The sequence below is a fragment of the Leifsonia sp. EB41 genome (assembly GCF_041262565.1).
Classification (GTDB): domain Bacteria; phylum Actinomycetota; class Actinomycetes; order Actinomycetales; family Microbacteriaceae; genus Leifsonia.
The window spans coordinates 3,452,299-3,470,585 of record NZ_JBGCCJ010000001.1 but is presented as its reverse complement, the minus strand read 5'-3'; the positions used below and the strand labels follow the sequence as shown (position 1 = coordinate 3,470,585).

Genomic DNA, 18,287 nt, shown 5'->3' with positions numbered 1-18,287 from the left:
TGATGTCCGCCCGGATCACGAAGGGCGGATCACTCGCGCCTTTTCGACCACCGTAGTGCTCCCCCGCACGTAACGGAACCGTGATCAGCGGGTGAATTCCACGATTCTGCTGAACGTCCGCTGGACCATGCCGCGCGGGGCTGGTCATCGTCGCCGGCGCGGCGTATGGGCGATGGTCGCGGCGCCGCCCACTGTGCCGCCGGCCGACCGGATCGCGCGCGCGGCCTCCGCGATCGTGGCCCCGCTGGTCACGATGTCGTCGACGATCACGCACCTCCGGCCGCGCAGCCGCCGGGACGCGACCATGCTGCCCGCACGGTTGTCCGCGCGCTGGGCGTTCCCGAGCGCCGCCTGGTCGGCGGTCTGCCTGGTGAGCCGGAGCGCGTGCCACAGCGGAGGCGCGAGCGCCCTGGTGCGCGCGAGCACCATCCCCGTCGGGTGGTAGCCGCGCCGCCGCCACGCCGCGCGGGTGGACGGGACCAGGACGGGGACGGCACCGCGGCCGCGCGGGCCGCCCGCTGCGGCGAGCGCCGGAGCCAGGGCACCGGCCAGAGCACGCACCGCGTCCACCCGCCCGCCGTCCTTGTAGGCGAGGAGCACGGTGCGCGGGACGTCGTCGTAGTCCAGCGCCGACCACACGGCGACACCGCTGACGGTGCGCTGCCGCACCTCGGGGGTGAGGGCGCGGGCGCAGTCGGCGCAGAGCGCGCGGTCGGGCGCGGCGCATCCCGCGCAGCTCACCGGGAGCAGCACGGCGCCGGCGTCGAGGACGGCGTCGCGGATGGTCGAGTGGATGGTCGAGCGGAGGCCCGGGCTGAGGGCGGGGCGAGGTGAGGCGTTGGTGATCGTCATGGATCCAGCCTCGCCGCGGCAGCGCGCGGCCGGGCATCGATCACCAGATCCGTGTACAAGTCGTGGATCGCCGTCAGCTGTGGAGGACAACCGAGCCGTGCAGGACAGCTCAGGGCTGCCCGAGCTGCACCGCGACCGCGCCGACCTTGTCCGCCTGCGTCTGCCATCCGCTCCCGGTGGGCGCCTGCAGCGTCCCGTCCCCCGCGAGCACCAGGTAGCGCGACAGGCCGCCCGCCCCCACGATCGTCCGCCCGGTCGCGGGGCCCGTCGTGGTCGACGTCGTGCCGCCGATGGTCTGCTCGGCGATCCCGGTCGCGTCGCCGTTCGTCGCGCTGAGCACCACGACCGTGAGCTCGCCCGTCCAGGCGATCGAGGTCGGGATGCCGTCGCCGACCGTGAGCTCGATCGGGGCCGTGATGGACGTCGGCAGGCCGTCCGACCCGCGGACGACGCCCGCGGCGACCACCGAGTAGCCCGTCGCCGTGCGCACGATCGCCACCACCCGCGTCCCGTCGCGCGAGACGGCGAGGGAGACGATGCCGACCGCGCCGGGCCAGTCCACCTTCACGGCGTGCGGCTGCCCGTTGGCGCCGGCGACCTGGAGCGCGTCGGGGGACGCGGCGGGCACGCTCCACAGCCAGCCCTGGTTGTCCAGCGCAGGCGCGATGAGCCCCGGGCGGATGTCGACGTGCACCGGATCGCCGGACTTCCGCACGAGCACCGCGGCCCCGCGCGACAGCACCGCGACCTCGTCGCGCGCGGCGTTCACCGTCGCGGCGCTGGGCGCCAGTGCCACCACCTTGTCGCTGAGTCCGCTCAGCGGGGTGATGGTCGAGCCGTTGAGGAGGCCGAACGACTCCCCGCGGTAGACCACGGCGTGCGAGTCCACGGGCGGATCCTGCTGAGGCACCGACCCGTCCGGCAGGGGCGGCACCTGCTGCTGGTTGCCCTCGATCGAGAGCTGGACGGACGACGCCAGCGACCCGAGGCTCTGTTCCAGCTGGAGCTGCATCCTCTGCAGCTGGAGCTGGTTCGCCTGGCCGGCCTCCGAGCTGAGGTCCACGTGTGCGGTGCCGTTCGACGTCGTGACCGAGGGGACCGCGAGCTGCGTGCCCTGGGGGAAGGCGCTGATCACGGCGCCGCTCAGCCACTTGGCCGGCCCGGCGAGCACAGCGCTCGCCACGCGGGTCGCCGCCGTCGCGACGCGGGCGGGGAACCAGCGGGCGTCAGGCACCAAGTAGGAGTAGTCCGCGTTGTAGAAGTAGAGCGTCTGCTGGCTGTAGACGGCGCGGAAGGTCGGATCGTCGATGACCACCCCGGCGGGCGCCGCGGAGATGCGCCACTGGCCGTTCTCCTTGGCCACCTGGTAGCTGAGCCCGACCGGCGCCTTGCTCGCGACGGGATGGTAGCTGCCTGCGCTGTCCACGTTGGCGACCGGGCTGACGTCGACCGACCACTGGTTGCCGCTGTGGTCGAAGGTGCGGCTGCGGCCGTCGTCCACGGTGACCGACTCGTCCGGGTTCCAGGAGGCCGCCGTCGACCGGGTGAGGTACTCCCGGGCGATCTGGAAGTTGTTCTTCGGGCTGGAGGCCGCGTCGATGAAGCCCTGCACGATCCGCTGCGGCGTCGCGCCGTTCTCGGGCGGCGACGGGTTGAAGTCGAGGTCGAGCTGGTCGTTGACCTGCGCGACGGGACCGCCCTGGCGCACGGGCCCGGTGTCGGGGATGCTCGCGCACGCCGCGAGCGCCAGGGCGAGCACCAGGGCGACGGCGGCGCCGAGTCCGCGGGACGTCCTCCGGATCATGCGCGCGCCTCGCTTCCCGGCCGCGGCGCCGGATCGAGGTTCCCCATCCCGCGGTCGAGCGCGCCGGTGTCGTCCGCCGCCGGCCCCTCGGGGCGCGCGGGCTTCGTCCCCGCGTCGACGGGAGGCAGCGGGATCGGGGAGGCGATGATGCCCTTGCCGGTGAACCGGGGCAGGGTGAGCCGGAAGCACGACCCTTGCGCTGGCATCGACCAGACCTGCAGCCAGCCCGAGTGCAGGGTGGCGTCCTCCAGCGAGATGGCAAGGCCGAGCCCGGTCCCGCCGAGCGTGCGCTTGCGGGACGGGTCGGCACGCCAGAACCGGTCGAAGACGTGGTTGACGTCCTGCTGGCTCATGCCGATGCCGTAGTCGCGGACGGCGAGCGCGACCGCCGTCTCGTTGCTGTCGACGGAGACCCACCACCGGAGCGCCCTCGCCGTGCTCGATCGCGTTGCCGATGAGGTTGCGCACGACGCGGCGGATGCGGCGGGGGTCCATGCCCACGTCGAAGTAGCCGCCTGGTGCCTCCAGGCGGAGCTCCGAGCCGTTCTGCTCGGCGAGCGTCCGCAGCTCGTCGACGACCTCCTCCGCCAGTCGCACCAGGTTCGTGGGCTCCGGGTCGAGCACGACGGAGCCGGCGTCGTATCTGCTGATCTCCAGGAGGTCGGAGAGCAGCCGGTCGAACCGCTCGATCTGGGTGTGCAGCAGCTCGGCCGTGCGGGAGGTCGCGGGCGGGAACGAGCCGCGCTGGTCGTAGATCACGTCACCCGCCAGCCGGATGGTGGTCAGCGGCGTGCGCAGCTCGTGCGACACGTCCGACACGAACCGCTGCTGGAGCTGGGACAGCGTCGCGAGCTGGTTGATCTGGCTCTGCATGCTGTCCGCCATCCCATTGAACGAGCGGGCCAGCGAGGCGAAGACGTCCTCGCCCTTCTCCGGGATGCGCACTGCGAGGTCGCCGGCGGCGAGCCGTTCGCTGGTCCGTGCGGCCACCCGGATGGGCTCGACCACGAAGCGCACGATCAGCCAGGTGATCGCGCCGATGAGGACGATGAGCGCCAGCCCGGCGAGCAGCAGCGTGTTCTGGACGAACAGCAGGGTGCTCTCCGAGTCGCTCAGGTTGTAGCCGATGTAGAGCTCGTAGCGGCCGTACGACGGCAGGGTGAGCTGGGTGCCGACGACGATCCCTGGATCGGTGGAGTCCGACGTCGCCGGCAGCGCGACCGACTGGTAGAACTGCTTGGTCCCGCCGTTCTCGACGGCGGTGCGCAGCTCCTGGGAGATGACCGGGTTGAGCGCGGGGCTGCCGCGGTCGGGCGGGGCGAGCACGCTGGTGTCCTGGCCGGGGACGCGATACGCCGCGATCAGGCGGCTGGAGGTCGACGCCTGCACGGACTGAAGAGTGGAGCTGAGCAGGTTCTTGCCGGCGTCGCTGGACGAGATGTCGGACGCGTTGAGCGTCGACTGCGCGGCCGTGGTGGCCCGGCTGGAGTCGCGGAGCGCCTGATCCAGCCGTGACTGGTAGAGGTCGTTGCTGATGCTGAGCGCCATGTAGACGCCCGTGACGAGGATCGCGACGCCGGTCAGGAGCACCGTGATCGTGACCGTGCGGAGCTGCAGAGAGCGCCTCCAGAGGCGCGACAGTTCGGACGGCACCTGCCGCCACCACTCCCTGTCGGGCCACCGGAAGCGCATCGCGGGCTCCCGGTCAGGTCGCCGCGCCGGCGCGGTAGCCGACCCCGCGCACGGTCATGACGATCTTGGGGTTGTCCGGGTCCTGCTCCACCTTGGCGCGCAGGCGCTGGACGTGCACGTTCACCAGCCGGGTGTCGGCCTTGTAGTGGTAGCCCCAGACCTGCTCCAGCAGCATCTCGCGGGTGAACACCTGCTGGGGCTTGGAGGCCAGTGCGAGCAGGAGGTCGAACTCGAGCGGGGTGAGTGCGATGCGGGAGTCGCCGCGGCGGACCTCGTGACCGGCGACGTCGACGACGAGGTCGCCGACGCGGAGCTGCTCGGCGGGCGGGCTGGTCGGGGCCGGGCGCAGCCGGGTGCGGATGCGGGCGACCAGCTCCTTGGGGTTGAACGGCTTGACCATGTAGTCGTCGGCGCCGGACTCCAGGCCCTTGACGACGTCCGCGGTGTCGGACTTGGCGGTGAGCATGATGACGGGCGTGCCGGACTCGGCTCGGATGCGGCCGCACACCTCGATGCCGTCGAGGCCGGGCAGCATCAGGTCGAGGAGGACGAGGTCGGGCTTGGCCGCGCGGAAGATGTCGAGCGCCTGCGCGCCGTCCTCGCAGAACACGGGGTCGAATCCCTCGGTGCGGAGCACGATGCCGATCATCTCGGCGAGGGCGGTGTCGTCGTCGACCACCAGGATGCGACTAGTCATGTCCGAAGATTCCCCTGAACCCCTCTCGGGCGGCGCGGGCCGCAGCTGTAACGGGTCAAGCGTAGTCGAGGAGGCTGCGCGAGCCTTGTATGCCGGCCCGATGCGGGCTGTGGGCACGTCGAGACTGTGGAGAACCGGGTTGTCCACGTGCCCTATGGACGGGGCATCGCTGGGACGGTGGATGTGCCAGCATGGGAGCACCGCACCACACGGGGGATGAGAGGCACGGCGTGAGCGACGACCAGAGCTGGCGGGCACCTGGGGAGTCCGGGGATCCGGACGGCCAGGGCACGGGGGCCGACGGCTCCGCGCCTGCAGGGCAGCAGGCGGGTGGGCCTGCGCCGGAGCAGCCGCGGTACGGAGAGTACGCGCCGGGGTATCCGCAGCAGCCGGGGTATCCGCAGCAGCCGCCGCAGCCTGGCTACCCGCCGCAGCAGGGCTACCCCCAGCAGCCTGGCTACCCGCCGCCGCAGGGCTACCCCCAGCAGCCGGACTACCCGCAACAGCCCGGGTACCCGCAGTACGACTACCAGCAGCAGGCATGGCAGCAGCAGGGCTGGCAGCAGCCGTACGCCACGGGCGCTCAGCCCGGCTGGGCTCCGCCGCCGAAGCCGGGACTCATCCCGCTGCGCCCGCTGTCGTTCGGGAACCTGCTCGGCGCGCCGTTCCAGGCGCTGCGCCGCAACCCGAAGATCACCGTCGGCGCGGCCCTCCTGCTCCAGGGGGTCCCCGCGATCCTCGTCACCGCGATCCTCTACGGCGGCCTCTACCTCCTCTTCTCCCGGGTCGCGACGGCTGACGCCGCCGATCGCAGCACCATCACCGCCGGCGCGGTCGGCGGCAGCATCGTGCTCGGTGTCCTCGTCATCGTCATCTCGGGGATCTTCGGCGCGCTCCTCCAGGGCATCATCGTCGCCGAGGTGTCGCGCGAGACGCTGGGTGAGAAGCTGAACCTGCGCGCGCTCTGGCAGCTCATCCGCTCCCGGTTCGGCGCGCTGGTCGGCTGGACCTTCCTGTGGTCGCTGTTCTGGCTGGTCGCCCTCGCGCTCGTGGTCTCCATCATCATCGCCCTCGCGATGCTCGGCGGCACGGCCGGAGTGCTCGGCGCGGTCCTGGTCGGGATCGGCGGAAGCCTCGGCCTGCTGGCCGTCTTCATCTGGCTCTACACCAAGCTCTCGATCGTGCCGAGCGCGCTCGTCATCGAGCGCCTCCCGTTCCGCTCCGCGATCGCCCGCTCCTGGCGGCTCACGACCGGCTACTTCTGGCGCACGTTCGGGGTGATCGTGCTGCTGGCGATGATCATCTACGCCGTGACCCAGGTCATCGCGTTCCCGTTCGCGATCATTGGCGGGATGCTGGGCGGCATCTTCGCGCCGACCTCGCTCAGCACCGCCGATCCGAACTCGTACAGTCAGGCCATCATCAGCCAGCTCGGCGTGAACGGGCTGTCGGCGATCGTCGGCGCGATCGTGGGCGCGATCGGCAGCGTCGTCCAGTCCGCCGCCCTCGGCCTGATCTACATCGACCTCCGGATGCGCAAGGAGGGCCTCGACCTGGAGCTCGTGCGGTTCGTGGAGGCCAGGCAGACCGGTCAGGAGCTGCCGGATCCGTTCACGCAGCCCGCGCCGAGCGCGACCGCTCCGAACGCGACCGCCCCGAACGCGGGCTGGCCGGGCGCCTGAGCGTGCACCTCGACATCCCGGTCGATCCGAGCTCGCCGCAGGCGCAGGACTGGATCCGCAACGAGCTCGCCAAGCCGGAGTACCAGACGGCGAAGCCGACCTGGTTCGACATCGCCTCCAAGGCGGTGCAGGACTGGCTCGCGTCGCTGCTGAACGGTCCGACCGGGTCTGCGAGTCCTGTGCTCCTCGTCGTGGTCGTGCTGATCGTCGCGGCCGTCATCGTGGTTGCGTTCCTCGTGTTCGGCCGGCCCAGGGTCAACCGGCGGGCGGCGTCCGCACCGCGCGCGCTGTTCGGCGCCGGCGACGCGCGGTCGGCGGACGAGCTGCGGCGGTCGGCGGCCGACGCGGCGCGCGCCGAGGACTGGCCGCTCGCGATCGAGGAGCAGTTCCGCGCCATCGCGGCCGCACTCGACGAGCGCACCCTGGTGGAGGTCCGCCCCGGCACCACCGCGACCGAGTTCGCCTCTCAGGCCTCGCGTGCGGCGGCCGCGGAGGCGGCCGAGCTGCGCCAGGCGGCCCGGACCTTCGACGAGGTGCGCTACCTCGACCGACCTGGCTCCGGGGCCGGATACCGGCACCTCCTCGACCTCGACGGGCGGCTCCAGCGGGTGCGGCCGGCCCAGGAAGCCCCCGAGAGCATGACCGGAACCCTGGCATGACCGGAACCCTCGCACCAGAAGCCGAGCGCCCGCCCGCGCCGGAGGCCGGCCCGGCCGACGCTCCCGCGGTCTCCCCCACCGTCCGTCGCACCGCGCGCCGCGCCGTGCCGTGGATCGTCCTCGCCGTCATCGCCGTGATCGTCGGGCTGTCCGGCGTGCTGCTGAACGGCGACCGCGGCATCGGCGGCGACCCGCTGAGCGCCACCAACCCCGGCCCCGCCGGCGGCAAGGCCCTCGTGCAGGTGCTCGGCCAGCAGGGCGTGACCGTGCGCACGGCCGGGACGCTCGACGAGGTGCGCGCCGCCGCGGGAGACGACACCACCGTGCTCGTCTACGACCCGGCGGGCAACCTCGACCGGCAGGGCTACGACCAGCTCACCTCGATCGCGAGCACCATCGTGCTGGTCGAGCCCGACTTCGCCGCGCTGCAGGCCCTCGCCCCGGGCGTGCACGCGGCGGGCGACCCCGGCTCCACGGCCGCAGCCGGCTGCGACCTGCCCGTCGCCCAGCGCGCAGTCCGGATCGACCCGCGGCCCACCGCCAACACCAAGGGCGTCGCGTCACCCGGCAGCTTCCGCGTGACCGGCGACGCCACCGCCTGCTTCGTGGCGTCGGGAGGCCGCGCGTCCCTCGTGCACACGACCTACGACGGCCGCACCGTCTACCTGCTCGGGTCCGCCGCCACCCTCATGAACGACGGCGTCGACCGGCTCGGCAACGCCGCCCTCGGCCTCGGGCTCCTCGGCGAGCACCGCACGCTGGTCTGGTACCTGCCCGGCCTGCTCGACCGGCCGGTCACCGGGCCGCCCGACCTCGCGACGCTGACACCGGGCTGGGTGACGCCGGTCCTCCTACTGCTGACGCTGGTGTTCGTCGCCGCCGCCGTCTGGCGCGGGCGCCGCTTCGGGCCGCTGGTGGTCGAACACCTCCCCGTCGTCGTGCGCGCCGGCGAGACCCGGGAGGGCCGCGCCCGCCTGTACCAGCGGTCGTCCGCACGGCTCCGCGCCGCCGACGCCCTGCGCATCGGGGCGATCGGCCGCCTGGCCTCCCAGGTCGGCCTCCCGCGCGTGGCCACCACTGAGGAGGTCGCCGACGCCGTCGCCGCGATCACCGGCCGCGACCACGCCGGCATCCGCTACCTGCTCCTGGAACAGCGTCCGGGCAGCGACCGGGAGCTCGTCGAGCTCTCCGACCGGCTGGCCGAGCTCGAAAGCGCGACGGCCGACGCCGCCTCGCCGCACTCTCCGCACACTCCACACACTCGGCGAACGACCGGAAGAATGGAACCATGACCGACCTCACGACCGGCTCCCACTCGGCCTCGGCAGCACCGGACGGCGCCGCGGCGCCGCCGACGCCCGGCTCCTCCGACCTGCGGCACGCCCTGGCGCGGGTGCGCGCCGAGGTGGGCAAGGCCGTCGTCGGCCAGGAGGGCGCGGTCACGGGCCTGATCATCGCGCTGCTCGCCCGCGGCCACGTGCTCCTGGAGGGTGTGCCCGGTGTCGCGAAGACGCTGCTCGTGCGCGCGCTCAGCGAGGCGCTGAGCCTGACGACCACGCGCATCCAGTTCACGCCCGACCTGATGCCGGGCGACGTCACCGGCTCGCTCGTCTACGACGCGCAGACGGGCGGGTTCGTGTTCCGCGAGGGCCCGGTGTTCACGAACATCCTGCTCGCGGACGAGATCAACCGCACGCCGCCGAAGACCCAGTCGGCCCTGCTGGAGGCGATGGAGGAGCGTCAGGTCAGCGTCGACGGCGTGAGCCGCCGCCTCCCCGACCCGTTCATCGTCGCGGCCACCCAGAACCCGATCGAGTACGAGGGCACCTACACGCTGCCGGAGGCCCAGCTCGACCGGTTCCTGCTGAAGCTCACCCTCGACGTGCCGGAGCGCGAGGCCGAGGTGGAGGTGCTGCGCAGGCACGCGGCCGGCTTCAACCCGCGCGACCTCGCCGGGGCGGGCGTGACGCCGGTGCTCGACGCCCGGCAGCTCGAGTCCGCACGGGCCGCTGCCGCCGCCGTCGGCGCGAACCCGGACGTGCTCGCCTACATCGTCGACCTGGCCCGCGCCACCCGCCGCAGCCCCTCGGTGCGCCTCGGCGTCAGCCCGCGCGGCACGACCGCCCTGCTCGCCGCCGCAAAGTCCTGGGCGTGGCTGTCCGGCTACGACTCGATCACGCCGGACCACGTCCAGGCGATGCTCGTGCCGGTCTGGCGGCACCGCATCCAGCTCCGTCCGGAGGCGGAGCTGGAGGGCGTGGGCGCCGACGCCGTGCTGCGCTCGATCGTGCAGCAGGTCCAGGTTCCGATCTAGGCCCCGACGATGACCGTGTCCGGACGTTTCGTCGCCCTGCTCGCGCTGGGCGTCGTCCCCGTCGTGCTGCTCGGCGGCGCGACGGGGCCCGCCTACGCCGCGCTCGGCGGCTGGGTGCTGCTGTGCCTGGTGCTGGGAGCGATCGACCTCGCGCTGGCGGCCTCCCCACGCCGGCTGCGGCTGAGCAGGGAGCTGCCGGCTCGGGTCCGCCTGGGCGCGGAGGCCGCGAGCGAGCTCTTCGTGACCAACACCGGCGCGCGGACTCTGCGCGGCGTGCTGCGCGACGCGTGGGAGCCGTCGGCCGGTGCGGAGCCCACGCGCACCGCGATCAGCGTCCCGGCCGGCGAGCGCCGCCGCGTCGTGGCGTCGCTGACACCGTGGCGGCGCGGCGAGCGCCGGGTGGAGCAGGTCACCGTTCGCGCGTTGGGGCCGCTGGGCCTCTGGGCGCGGCAGGCAACGCTCTCCGCCCCCGGCCGCATCCGCGTGCTGCCGCCGTTCAACGCCCGCAAGCACCTGCCGTCACGGCTGGCGCGGCTCCGCGAGCTGGACGGCACCACGAGCGTGATGCTGCGCGGCCAGGGCACCGAGTTCGACTCCCTGCGCGAGTATGTGCGCGGCGACGACGTGCGGTCGATCGACTGGCGGGCGACCGCCCGGCGGCACGACCCGACCGGAGGCCGCGGCGCCCGGGTGATGGTCCGCACCTGGCGGCCGGAGCGCGATCGGCGTGTGGTGCTGGTGATCGACACCGCCCGCACCTCGGCGGCGCGCATCGCGGACGAGCCGCGCATCGACACCGCGTTCGAGGCGTCGCTGCTACTGGCGGCGCTGGCCTCCCGGGCCGGCGACCGGGTCGACCTGGTGGCGTACGATCGCGTCGTCCGCGGCCGCGTGCAGGGGGCGGCCGGGTCCGAGCTGCTCTCTCGGATGGTGGACACGATGGCGGGCATCGAGCCCGCGCTCATCGAGATGGACTGGTCGGCCGTGCCCGCCCAGGTCGGGACGCTGACCAGCCAGCGCTCGCTCGTCGTGCTGCTGACCTCGCTGGACGCGCCGGCAGGCTCGCGCGGCCTCCTCTCCGTGCTGCCGCAGCTCACCCGCAAGCACCTCGTGCTGGTGGCGAGCGTGACCGACCCGGACACGGAGGCCGCGACGACGCAGCGCGACCGCCGCGAGGACGTCTACCGAGCAGCCTCCGCCGAACGGGCGCTGCTCGACGTGGCGCGTGTGTCGGCCGCCGTGCGCCGCCTGGGCGGCGAGGTGGTCACGGGCTCCCCCGCCGACCTCCCGCCGGCCCTCGCCGACCGTTACCTCGCGCTGAAGGCCGCCGGCCGCCTCTGAGCGCCCGCACATTCCTGCCGAATCGCGCCTTCGACGCCGTTATTGCGCGCATTCGGCACGAATCGCGGCCGGCACATTCGGCACGAATCGTGCCTTTGGCGCCGCGAAACGCGACATTCGGCACGAATCGTGTGGCTCAGCCGGCGACGACGCGGCGGTCGCCGGCCTCGAACTCGGTGAGGTCGCCGGTCTCGCCGGCGCGCACGGCGCGGCCGCCGACGAACAGCATGTACAAGAGGTACGCCGCGAGCGCGAGCGCGCCGATGGCGATCTTCAGCCACACCGGGAGCGCGGACGGCGTCACGAAGCCCTCGATCAGGCCGGAGACGAACAGGCTGATCACGCAGCCGATCGCGACCGTGAACAGCGCGCGGCCATCCTCGGCGAGCGCCTGCCCGCGCGTGCGGGCGCCCGGCGCGATCCAGGCCCAGAAGATCCGCAGGCCCGCCGCGGCGGCGACGAACACGCTGGTGAGCTCCAGGAGGCCGTGCGGCAGGATGTACGAGAACAGCACGTCGCCGCGGCCGTAGGCGAACATGACCCCGGCCGCCGTGCCGATCCCGACCGCGTTCTGGATGAGCACGTACGGCACCCACAGCCCGGTGATCCCGAACGCGATGCACTGCGCGGCGATCCAGGCGTTGTTGGTCCACACCTGGCCCGCGAACGACGCCGCGGGATTGTTCGAGTAGTAGTCGACGAACGAGTGGTTCACATACTGCTTCAGGGCGGCGTCGTCGCCGAGGTTGCGCAGCACCTCCGGGTTGCCGCTGATCCAGAGCGCGTACAGGGTGGAGACGATCACGGTCGCGACCGCGACGGCCAGCACGATCCAGCGGATCCGGTAGAGCGCCGCGGGGAGCTGCAGGGCGAAGAACCGCGGCAGCTGCGAGAACAGATTCGAGCCCGCGCCCGTGAAGCGCAGCCGGGCCGAGGCGAGCGTGACCGAGAGCCGGTCCCCCACCGCTGTCGAGCCCGCGCTGGTCTGGATGGCCGACAGATCGGCCGCCCCGGACTGGTACAGGTCGATCAGCTCGTCGGCGTCGCGGCCGTCCAGGCGTCGGCGGCGGGCCAGCCGGGAGAGCCTCTCCCAGTCGGCGCTGTGCGCGGCAGTGTATGCGTCGAGATCCATCTGCTTGAATGATAGCCATGACGGCATCCGCGCCCCTCCTCCCGAGTGGGGGCCTTTCGACGGCGAGCCTCTCGACGGGGGGTCCCGCGCCCGAGCGCGAGCTGGTCACGGGCGAGGCCGTCACCCTGGACGTCAAGCCGGCGAGCTACATCCTCCGCGCGGCAGGGACGATCATCGACTGGCTGTTCTCGATGCTCGTCATGCTCGGGCTGATCCTCATCCTGGTGGGAACCGGCGGCGGACTCGACCAGGCGCTGGTACGCGCGCTGATCATCCTCATCCTGGTGTTCGGAATGGTGATCCTCCCGACCGGGATGGAATTGCTGACCCGCGGCCGTTCGCTCGGCAGGCTGGCGGTCGGCGCCCGCATCGTGCGCGACGACGGCGGCGCGATCGGCTTCCGTCACGCGTTCATCCGCGCCCTCGCCGGCGTGCTCGAGATCTACCTGACCTTCGGCGGCATCGCCGCGCTGACCGGCCTCCTCAACTCGCGCTCCAAGCGCCTCGGCGACCTGCTGGCGGGCACCTACAGCCAGCTCGAGCGCGTCCCGCACCCGCAGCCGCTCACGCTGTACCTGCCGCCGCAGCTCGCCGGCTGGGCGCAGAACGCGGACGTCGGGAGGCTGCCCGACCGGCTGTCGCGCCGGATCGCGCAGTTCGTGCGGCAGGCTCCGCAGCTCACCCCCGCCGCCCGGTACGGGCTGAGCACTGAGCTCGCCCGCGAGGCGGCGCCGTACGTGTCGCCGCTGCCGCAGGTCGACGCCGAGGCGTTCCTCGTCGCGGTGGCCGTTCTCCGCCGGCAGCGGGACGCCTCGGGGCTGGCGCTGGAGGCCGAGCGGCTGCAGCGCCTGGAGCCGGTGCTCGACGCGCTGCCGCACTCCTTCCCCGATCGCTGACGCGTCCCGCACCGCTGACCCCATCCGCACACCCAGGAGCGCCGATGACCGAGTACCGTGCCCACTTCGACGCGAGCGTGTCGTTCGTCAACGGCGGCGGGCTGACCGCGGAGGGGTTCCGGCTCGACGTGCCATCGGCGTCGGTCGGCGAGGAGGAGGTCGCCGAGCTGTTCGTCCGTCACCTCGGCCTCGCGCTCGTCGGCGCCGTCGAGCTGCGGGACCTGCGGATCGTGGCCGAGCAGCACCGCGGCAGCCGTGGGATGGAGACACCGTCGCCCGGCTCCCCGGCGCGCCGCGTCGTCGACCTCAGCCACCGCATCCGCGCCGGACTGGTCACCTACCCCGGCCTCCCCGAGCCGGTCATCACCCCGCACCTCACCCGGGAGGACTCCCGCGCGCGCTACGCCCCCGGCACCGAGTTCGCGATGGATGTCATCACGATGATCGGCAACACCGGTACGTACCTCGACAGCCCCTACCACCGCTACGCGGACGGCGGCGACCTCGCCTCGCTCGACCTCGCGACCCTGGTCGGGCTGCCCGCCGAAGTGTTCCACCTGGCGGACGCCGCCGAGCGCGGCATCCCCGCGTCGGCGTTCTACGACCGCGACCTGGCCGGCACGGCCGTGCTGCTGCACACCGGCTGGGACACCCGCTTCGGAACGCCGGACTACGCGACCGGTGCGCCCTACCTCACGGAGGCCGGCGCGCAGCACCTGGCGAACGCGGGCGTGACGCTCGTCGGCATCGACTCCCTCAACATCGACGACACCGAGAGCGGCGGCTCGCGCCCGGCGCACAGCATCCTGCTGGCGCACGGCATCCACGTCGTGGAGCACCTGACCCGGCTCGGCGACCTGCCCGCCCGCGGCGCGCACTTCACGGCGGCGCCGCCGGCGGTGGAGGGGTTCGGGACGTTCCCGGTGCGGGCGTTCGCGGAGGTGTGACGAGTTCCCTCCGGACGCCTGCTCAGTCGTGCAGGATCTTCTGGAACAGCACGTGGTCCTGCCAGCGCCCGGCGATCTTCAGGTAGTTCGGCGCGACGCCGATCCGCTCGAAACCTGCGCGTGTGAGGACCGACTGGGAGGCGTGGTTGGCCAGCAGGGTCGCCGCCTGCACGCGGTGCAGGGCGTAGTCGTCGCGGGCCGCGTCGAGCAGGGCGGTCAGCGCCACCGACGCCAGGCCGCGGCCGGTGTGGCCGCGGTCGAGCCAGTAGCCGACCATCGCGCTCTGGAAGGCGCCGCGGACGATGTTGCTGAGGTCCATCCCTCCGGCGATCTCATCACCGTCCACGATCACGAGCGGCACCGCGGTCTCCAGCGAACGGAGCGCCAGGAGTTCCAGCGTGCGGGTGCGCTGCCCGGCCTCGGTGAAGAACTCCTCCGAGCGCGTCGGGTCCCAGGGGGCCAGGTGGCCGCGGTTGCGGACGTAGGCGGCGGCGAGCGCCGGGGCGTCCTCCTCCCGGCGCAGGCGCAGGAGGAGGCCGCCGGGGAGCTCCCGGTCTGCGAAGTCGAGCGCCATCAGTAGCGGTAGTGGTCGACTTTGTACGGGCCGTCGACCGGCACGCCGATGTAGGCGGCCTGCTCGTCCGTGAGGGTGGTCAGATTCACGCCGAGGGCGGCGAGGTGGAGGCGCGCGACCTTCTCGTCCAGGTGCTTCGGCAGCACGTAGACGCCGATCGGGTAGTTCTCGGTCGAGACGAAGAGCTCGAGCTGGGCGAGCACCTGGTTGGCGAACGAGTTGCTCATCACGAAGCTCGGGTGGCCGGTGGCGTTGCCCAGGTTCATCAGGCGGCCCTCGGACAGCACCAGGACACTGCGGCCGTTCGGCAGCCGCCACTCGTGCACCTGCGGCTTGATCTCCACCTTCTCGGCGCCGGGCAGCGACTCCAGGGAGGCCATGTCGATCTCGTTGTCGAAGTGGCCGACGTTCGCGACGACCGCGAGGTGCTTCATCGCGAGGATGTGGTCGAGCGTCACGACGTTCACGTTGCCCGTGCCGGTGATGACGATGTCCACCTGGTCGATGACCGACTCCAGCGTGGTCACCTGGAAGCCGTCCATCGCCGCCTGGAGGGCGTTGATCGGGTCGACCTCGCTGACGATGACGCGCGCGCCCTGGCCCCGCAGCGCCTCCGCCGCGCCCTTGCCGACGTCCCCGTAGCCGGCGACGAACGCGACCTTGCCGCCCATGAGCACGTCGGTCGCGCGGTTGAGGCCGTCCGGCAGTGAGTGGCGGATGCCGTACTTGTTGTCGAACTTGCTCTTGGTGACCGAGTCGTTGACGTTGATCGCCGGGAACAGCAGCTCGCCGTGCTTGGCCAGCTCGTAGAGGCGGTGGACGCCGGTCGTGGTCTCCTCGGTGACGCCGAGGATGCCGTCGGCGACGCGCGTCCAGCGGTCGGGCGACGTCGCCAGGGAGGCGCGCAGGGCGGCGAGGATGACGCGGTACTCGTGGCTGTCGCCCTCCGCGTCGGCCGGCACGGCGCCGGCGAGCTCGAACTCGCGGCCCTTGTGGACCAGCAGGGTGGCGTCGCCGCCGTCGTCGAGGATGAGGTTGGGGCCGGTCCAGTCGGCGCCGGCGACAGCGGCCTCCGCGCTCCAGTCGAAGATCTGCTGGGTGCACCACCAGTACTCGTCGAGGGTCTCGCCCTTCCACGCGAAGACGGGGACACCCGCGGGCGCCTGCGGCGTGCCGGTGGGGCCGACCGCGATGGCCGCAGCGGCCTCGTCCTGGGTGGAGAAGATGTTGCAGCTCGCCCAGCGCACCTGCGCGCCGAGGGCGACCAGGGTCTCGATCAGCACGGCGGTCTGCACGGTCATGTGCAGCGAGCCGGCGATGCGGGCGCCGGCGAGCGGCTGGGAGGGGCCGAACTCCTCGCGGAGGGCCATCAGGCCGGGCATCTCGTTCTCGGCGAGCCGGATCTGGTGCCGGCCCGCCTCGGCGAGCGAGAGGTCGGCGACGCGGAACGGCAGGGAGGTGTCAGTGACGGCGGAAGGCATGCCGACATTCTCCCATGCCCGCGTTATCGCACCAGTCCGATGACGGCGGGAGGGTGTTATTCGGCGCGGATGAGCGCCAGCACCTCGTCGCGGATGCGGGTCATCGTGGGGGCGTCCGCCGCCTCCACGTTGAGGCGCAGCAGCGGCTCGGTGTTGGACGGGCGCACCGAGAACCACCAGAACGGCTCGGTCTCGTCCGTGTAGCCGGTGATGGTCAGGCCGTCCAGCTCGTCGAACTCGGCGCGGCCGGTGAACGCCTCCACGACGCGCGCGTAGGCGGCGGGGACGTCCTCCACCGTCGAGTTGATCTCGCCCGACTGCGAGTACGGCGTGTACGCCGCCGCCAGCTCGGACAGCGGGCGCTCCTGCGCTCCGAACTCGGCCAGCATGTGCATCGCGGCCAGCATGCCGTTGTCGGCGCTCCAGAAGTCGCGGAAGTAGTAGTGCGCGGAGTGCTCTCCGCCGAAGACCGCGCCCGACTCGCGCATGGCCGCCTTGATGAGCGAGTGGCCCACCCGCGTGCGGTAGGCCGTCGCGCCTGCGGCCTCGATCGTCTCCGGGACGATGTTGGAGGTGATCAGGTTGTGGATGACCGTGATCTCGGCGTCCGGGTCCTCCGCGCGGGCGCGGTCGATCTCGCGGAGGGCGACGATCGCGGCCACGGCGGACGGCGACACCGCGCCTCCGGTCTCGTCCACGACGAAGCAGCGGTCCGCGTCGCCGTCGAAGGCGAGGCCGAGGTCGGCGCCGTGCTCCACGACCGCCGCCTGGAGGTCGACCAGGTTCGCCGGCTCCAGCGGGTTCGCCTCGTGGTTCGGGAAGGTGCCGTCGAGCTCGAAGTACAGCGGGACGATCTCGATGGGCAGAGCGGGCAGCCCGGCCGCCTCGCCGAGCACGGCGGGGACGGTCAGCCCGCCCATGCCGTTGCCCGCGTCCACGACGATTTTGATCGGTCGGATGTCGCTGAGGTCGACCAGGCCGCGCAGGTACGCGGCGTAGTCGGCCAACACGTCCTGCTCGCGGTACGAGCCGGGCTCGGCGACGGGCTCCATCCCCTCGGCCAGGTAGACGGCCGCGCGGTCGCGGACGGCGGCGAGGCCGGTGTCGAGGCTGAGGCCCTGCGCACCGGCGCGGGAGAGCTTGATGCCGTTGTAGGTGGCGGGGTTGTGGCTCGCGGTGAACATCGCGGCGGGCGCCTGCAGCGCGCCGGACGCGAAGTAGGACTCGTCGGTGGAGCACAGCCCGATCGACACGACGTCCGCGCCGCGGGCCTGCGCGCCCCGCGCGAACGCGGCGGCGAACTCCGGAGAGGAGTCACGCATGTCGTGGCCGACCACGACCTCCGACCCGGCAGCGCCGATCTCGTCGACGAACGCGGCGGCGATCGCGGTCACGATTTCGGGGGTCAGGCCGCTGCCGACCAGCCCGCGCACATCGTAGGTCTTGATCACTCCGGAGAGGGCGTCGCGGTAGTCGTCGATCGAGTCAGATGTGTGCACCCGGTCACACTACTTGATCTCGCCGAAGACCTCGTGGCGGACGATCTGCCAGCCTTGCGGGGCCGACAGCCGCTCCGCGTGGATGGCGCACAGATCGTACGAGTGCGGCTCGTGATTGAGGCTGAGCGGGCCGAGCACCGCCATCGAGTCCGCGTAGACGTACGTCAGCGTCGACACAGCGTCGCGCGGACACGCGACACGGGAACACGGGCGACTCAACATCGGCCTCAGACTACCGGAGCCCCGCCGACGTAGGATTGCGACATGCCCCGCAACCGCCGCACCAGCAGCAACCCTCCGGCGACCAGCCGGTGGCGCAGCCGTCACGGCCGCGGCGCGCGCGGGCCGGTCACCGGGCCGCATCTGCCGATGCTGCAGAACCGCATCGACTTCTTCGACATGACCGTGGCCTCCACCGCCGACTACCTCAAGGGCGTCTGGCCGGACGAGCTGGCGGACGTGCACTTCGAGGTCGCTGCCACGCCGGTGGGCAACACCGGGAGCGACGGCGTGGACCGCTGGTATGTCGACCACGCGCGCAGGCGTGTCGTGCTCTACCGGGTGCCCATCCAGCGGCTGACCAAGCTGCACCGCGACGACGACCTGCACCGCCGGATGTACATCGAGGGCTGCGTCTTCCGCGCCGTCGCCGAGCTGCTCGGCAAGGACCCGTGGGACCTCGCGCCCGACCGCTTCCGGCACTTCTGAGCCGGACCG

At 72.5% G+C, this 18,287-nt stretch carries 16 protein-coding genes and 2 pseudogenes; 8 read left to right on the top strand and 10 right to left on the bottom strand.

Annotated features, from left to right (window positions below; translation table 11 throughout):
- Positions 1–144: 144 nt before the first annotated feature.
- The 5 genes and pseudogenes from ABH923_RS17095 to mtrA all read right to left on the bottom strand — a co-directional run bounded on the left by ABH923_RS17095 (position 145) and on the right by mtrA (position 5,045).
- On the bottom strand, positions 145–852 hold the full coding sequence (locus tag ABH923_RS17095; RefSeq protein WP_370056590.1) for a ComF family protein: 708 nt from the start codon (positions 850–852) through the stop codon (positions 145–147).
- A 109-nt stretch (positions 853–961) separates the two neighbouring features.
- Complete coding sequence (locus tag ABH923_RS17090; RefSeq protein WP_370057386.1) at positions 962–2,656, bottom strand: LpqB family beta-propeller domain-containing protein; 1,695 nt, start codon at positions 2,654–2,656, stop codon at positions 962–964.
- Positions 2,653–3,018, bottom strand: a pseudogene (locus ABH923_RS17085) (ATP-binding protein); the annotation flags it as partial. The gene ABH923_RS17090 and the pseudogene ABH923_RS17085, both read right to left, overlap by 4 nt.
- Before the next feature lie 112 nt (positions 3,019–3,130).
- Positions 3,131–4,348 (bottom strand): annotated as a pseudogene (gene mtrB / locus ABH923_RS17080) (MtrAB system histidine kinase MtrB); the annotation flags it as partial.
- 13 nt (positions 4,349–4,361) lie between these two features.
- Positions 4,362–5,045: an MtrAB system response regulator MtrA gene (gene mtrA, locus ABH923_RS17075; protein WP_179607562.1), complete on the bottom strand. Its 684-nt coding sequence runs from the start codon at positions 5,043–5,045 to the stop codon at positions 4,362–4,364.
- Between the two features lie 230 nt (positions 5,046–5,275).
- Between mtrA and ABH923_RS17070 the strand changes: the two genes are divergently transcribed.
- Genes ABH923_RS17070 through ABH923_RS17050 form a run of 5 tightly spaced genes read left to right on the top strand, consistent with a single transcriptional unit; the run spans position 5,276 to position 11,041 of the window.
- Positions 5,276–6,727 carry a hypothetical protein gene (locus ABH923_RS17070; protein ID WP_370056589.1) on the top strand — a complete coding sequence of 484 codons (1,452 nt, stop codon included), beginning with the start codon at positions 5,276–5,278 and terminating at the stop codon, positions 6,725–6,727.
- A gap of 2 nt (positions 6,728–6,729) precedes the next feature.
- Positions 6,730–7,386, top strand: a complete 657-nt coding sequence (locus ABH923_RS17065; RefSeq protein ID WP_370056588.1) for a DUF4129 domain-containing protein — start codon at positions 6,730–6,732, stop codon at positions 7,384–7,386.
- Entirely contained in the window at positions 7,383–8,678 is a 1,296-nt protein-coding gene (locus ABH923_RS17060) for a DUF4350 domain-containing protein (RefSeq protein WP_370056587.1), read from the top strand. The genes ABH923_RS17065 and ABH923_RS17060 overlap by 4 nt, the downstream gene beginning before the upstream one ends.
- Positions 8,675–9,700: an AAA family ATPase gene (locus tag ABH923_RS17055; protein WP_370056586.1), complete on the top strand. Its 1,026-nt coding sequence runs from the start codon at positions 8,675–8,677 to the stop codon at positions 9,698–9,700. The genes ABH923_RS17060 and ABH923_RS17055 overlap by 4 nt, the downstream gene beginning before the upstream one ends.
- A 9-nt stretch (positions 9,701–9,709) precedes the next feature.
- Entirely contained in the window at positions 9,710–11,041 is a 1,332-nt protein-coding gene (locus tag ABH923_RS17050) for a DUF58 domain-containing protein (protein ID WP_370056585.1), read from the top strand.
- Positions 11,042–11,177: 136 nt separating this feature from the next.
- On the opposite strand, the gene ABH923_RS17045 is transcribed toward ABH923_RS17050, so the two are convergent.
- Entirely contained in the window at positions 11,178–12,173 is a 996-nt protein-coding gene (locus tag ABH923_RS17045) for a stage II sporulation protein M (RefSeq protein WP_370056584.1), read from the bottom strand.
- A gap of 17 nt (positions 12,174–12,190) precedes the next feature.
- On the opposite strand from ABH923_RS17045, the gene ABH923_RS17040 reads away from it, so the two are divergent.
- Together ABH923_RS17040 and ABH923_RS17035 are read left to right on the top strand one after the other, a co-directional pair.
- A complete protein-coding gene (locus ABH923_RS17040; RefSeq protein WP_370056583.1) occupies positions 12,191–13,069 on the top strand; it encodes an RDD family protein in 879 nt (292 codons plus the stop codon).
- A 44-nt stretch (positions 13,070–13,113) separates the two neighbouring features.
- Positions 13,114–14,016 (top strand): cyclase family protein, encoded by a 903-nt coding sequence (locus ABH923_RS17035; RefSeq protein WP_370056582.1) that lies wholly within the window; start codon positions 13,114–13,116, stop codon positions 14,014–14,016.
- Positions 14,017–14,038: 22 nt separating this feature from the next.
- Here the strand turns inward: ABH923_RS17035 and ABH923_RS17030 are convergent, their stop codons facing one another.
- From ABH923_RS17030 to ABH923_RS17015, 4 genes are read right to left on the bottom strand one after another with little or no spacing between them, the layout of a single operon-like run.
- Positions 14,039–14,590 (bottom strand): GNAT family N-acetyltransferase, encoded by a 552-nt coding sequence (locus ABH923_RS17030; RefSeq protein ID WP_370056581.1) that lies wholly within the window; start codon positions 14,588–14,590, stop codon positions 14,039–14,041.
- The gene (ahcY, locus tag ABH923_RS17025) at positions 14,590–16,071 is read right to left on the bottom strand and encodes an adenosylhomocysteinase (protein ID WP_370056580.1); all 1,482 of its coding nucleotides are present in this window, start codon (positions 16,069–16,071) and stop codon (positions 14,590–14,592) included. The genes ABH923_RS17030 and ahcY overlap by 1 nt, the downstream gene beginning before the upstream one ends.
- Positions 16,072–16,127: 56 nt before the next feature.
- Positions 16,128–17,570, bottom strand: a complete 1,443-nt coding sequence (locus ABH923_RS17020) for a phosphomannomutase/phosphoglucomutase (RefSeq protein ID WP_370056579.1) — start codon at positions 17,568–17,570, stop codon at positions 16,128–16,130.
- A gap of 9 nt (positions 17,571–17,579) precedes the next feature.
- Complete coding sequence (locus ABH923_RS17015) at positions 17,580–17,792, bottom strand: DUF3499 family protein (protein WP_370056578.1); 213 nt, start codon at positions 17,790–17,792, stop codon at positions 17,580–17,582.
- 42 nt (positions 17,793–17,834) lie between these two features.
- Here ABH923_RS17015 and ABH923_RS17010 point away from each other — a divergent pair, with 42 nt between their 5' ends.
- Positions 17,835–18,278: a metallopeptidase family protein gene (locus ABH923_RS17010; RefSeq protein ID WP_370056577.1), complete on the top strand. Its 444-nt coding sequence runs from the start codon at positions 17,835–17,837 to the stop codon at positions 18,276–18,278.
- Positions 18,279–18,287 lie beyond the last annotated feature (9 nt).

Excerpts from the sequence above, each read along its gene's own strand:
- ABH923_RS17095 (WP_370056590.1), bottom strand. The coding sequence starts at position 852 with ATGACGATCACCAACGCCTCACCTCGCCCCGCCCTCAGCCCGGGCCTC.
- ABH923_RS17090 (WP_370057386.1), bottom strand. The coding sequence starts at position 2,656 with ATGATCCGGAGGACGTCCCGCGGACTCGGCGCCGCCGTCGCCCTGGTG.
- mtrA (WP_179607562.1), bottom strand. The coding sequence starts at position 5,045 with ATGACTAGTCGCATCCTGGTGGTCGACGACGACACCGCCCTCGCCGAG.
- ABH923_RS17060 (WP_370056587.1), top strand. The coding sequence starts at position 7,383 with ATGACCGGAACCCTCGCACCAGAAGCCGAGCGCCCGCCCGCGCCGGAG.
- ABH923_RS17055 (WP_370056586.1), top strand. The coding sequence starts at position 8,675 with ATGACCGACCTCACGACCGGCTCCCACTCGGCCTCGGCAGCACCGGAC.
- ABH923_RS17050 (WP_370056585.1), top strand. The coding sequence starts at position 9,710 with ATGACCGTGTCCGGACGTTTCGTCGCCCTGCTCGCGCTGGGCGTCGTC.
- ABH923_RS17045 (WP_370056584.1), bottom strand. The coding sequence starts at position 12,173 with ATGGATCTCGACGCATACACTGCCGCGCACAGCGCCGACTGGGAGAGG.
- ABH923_RS17040 (WP_370056583.1), top strand. The coding sequence starts at position 12,191 with ATGACGGCATCCGCGCCCCTCCTCCCGAGTGGGGGCCTTTCGACGGCG.
- ABH923_RS17035 (WP_370056582.1), top strand. The coding sequence starts at position 13,114 with ATGACCGAGTACCGTGCCCACTTCGACGCGAGCGTGTCGTTCGTCAAC.
- ABH923_RS17030 (WP_370056581.1), bottom strand. The coding sequence starts at position 14,590 with ATGGCGCTCGACTTCGCAGACCGGGAGCTCCCCGGCGGCCTCCTCCTG.
- ahcY (WP_370056580.1), bottom strand. The coding sequence starts at position 16,071 with ATGCCTTCCGCCGTCACTGACACCTCCCTGCCGTTCCGCGTCGCCGAC.
- ABH923_RS17015 (WP_370056578.1), bottom strand. The coding sequence starts at position 17,792 with ATGTTGAGTCGCCCGTGTTCCCGTGTCGCGTGTCCGCGCGACGCTGTG.
- ABH923_RS17010 (WP_370056577.1), top strand. The coding sequence starts at position 17,835 with ATGCCCCGCAACCGCCGCACCAGCAGCAACCCTCCGGCGACCAGCCGG.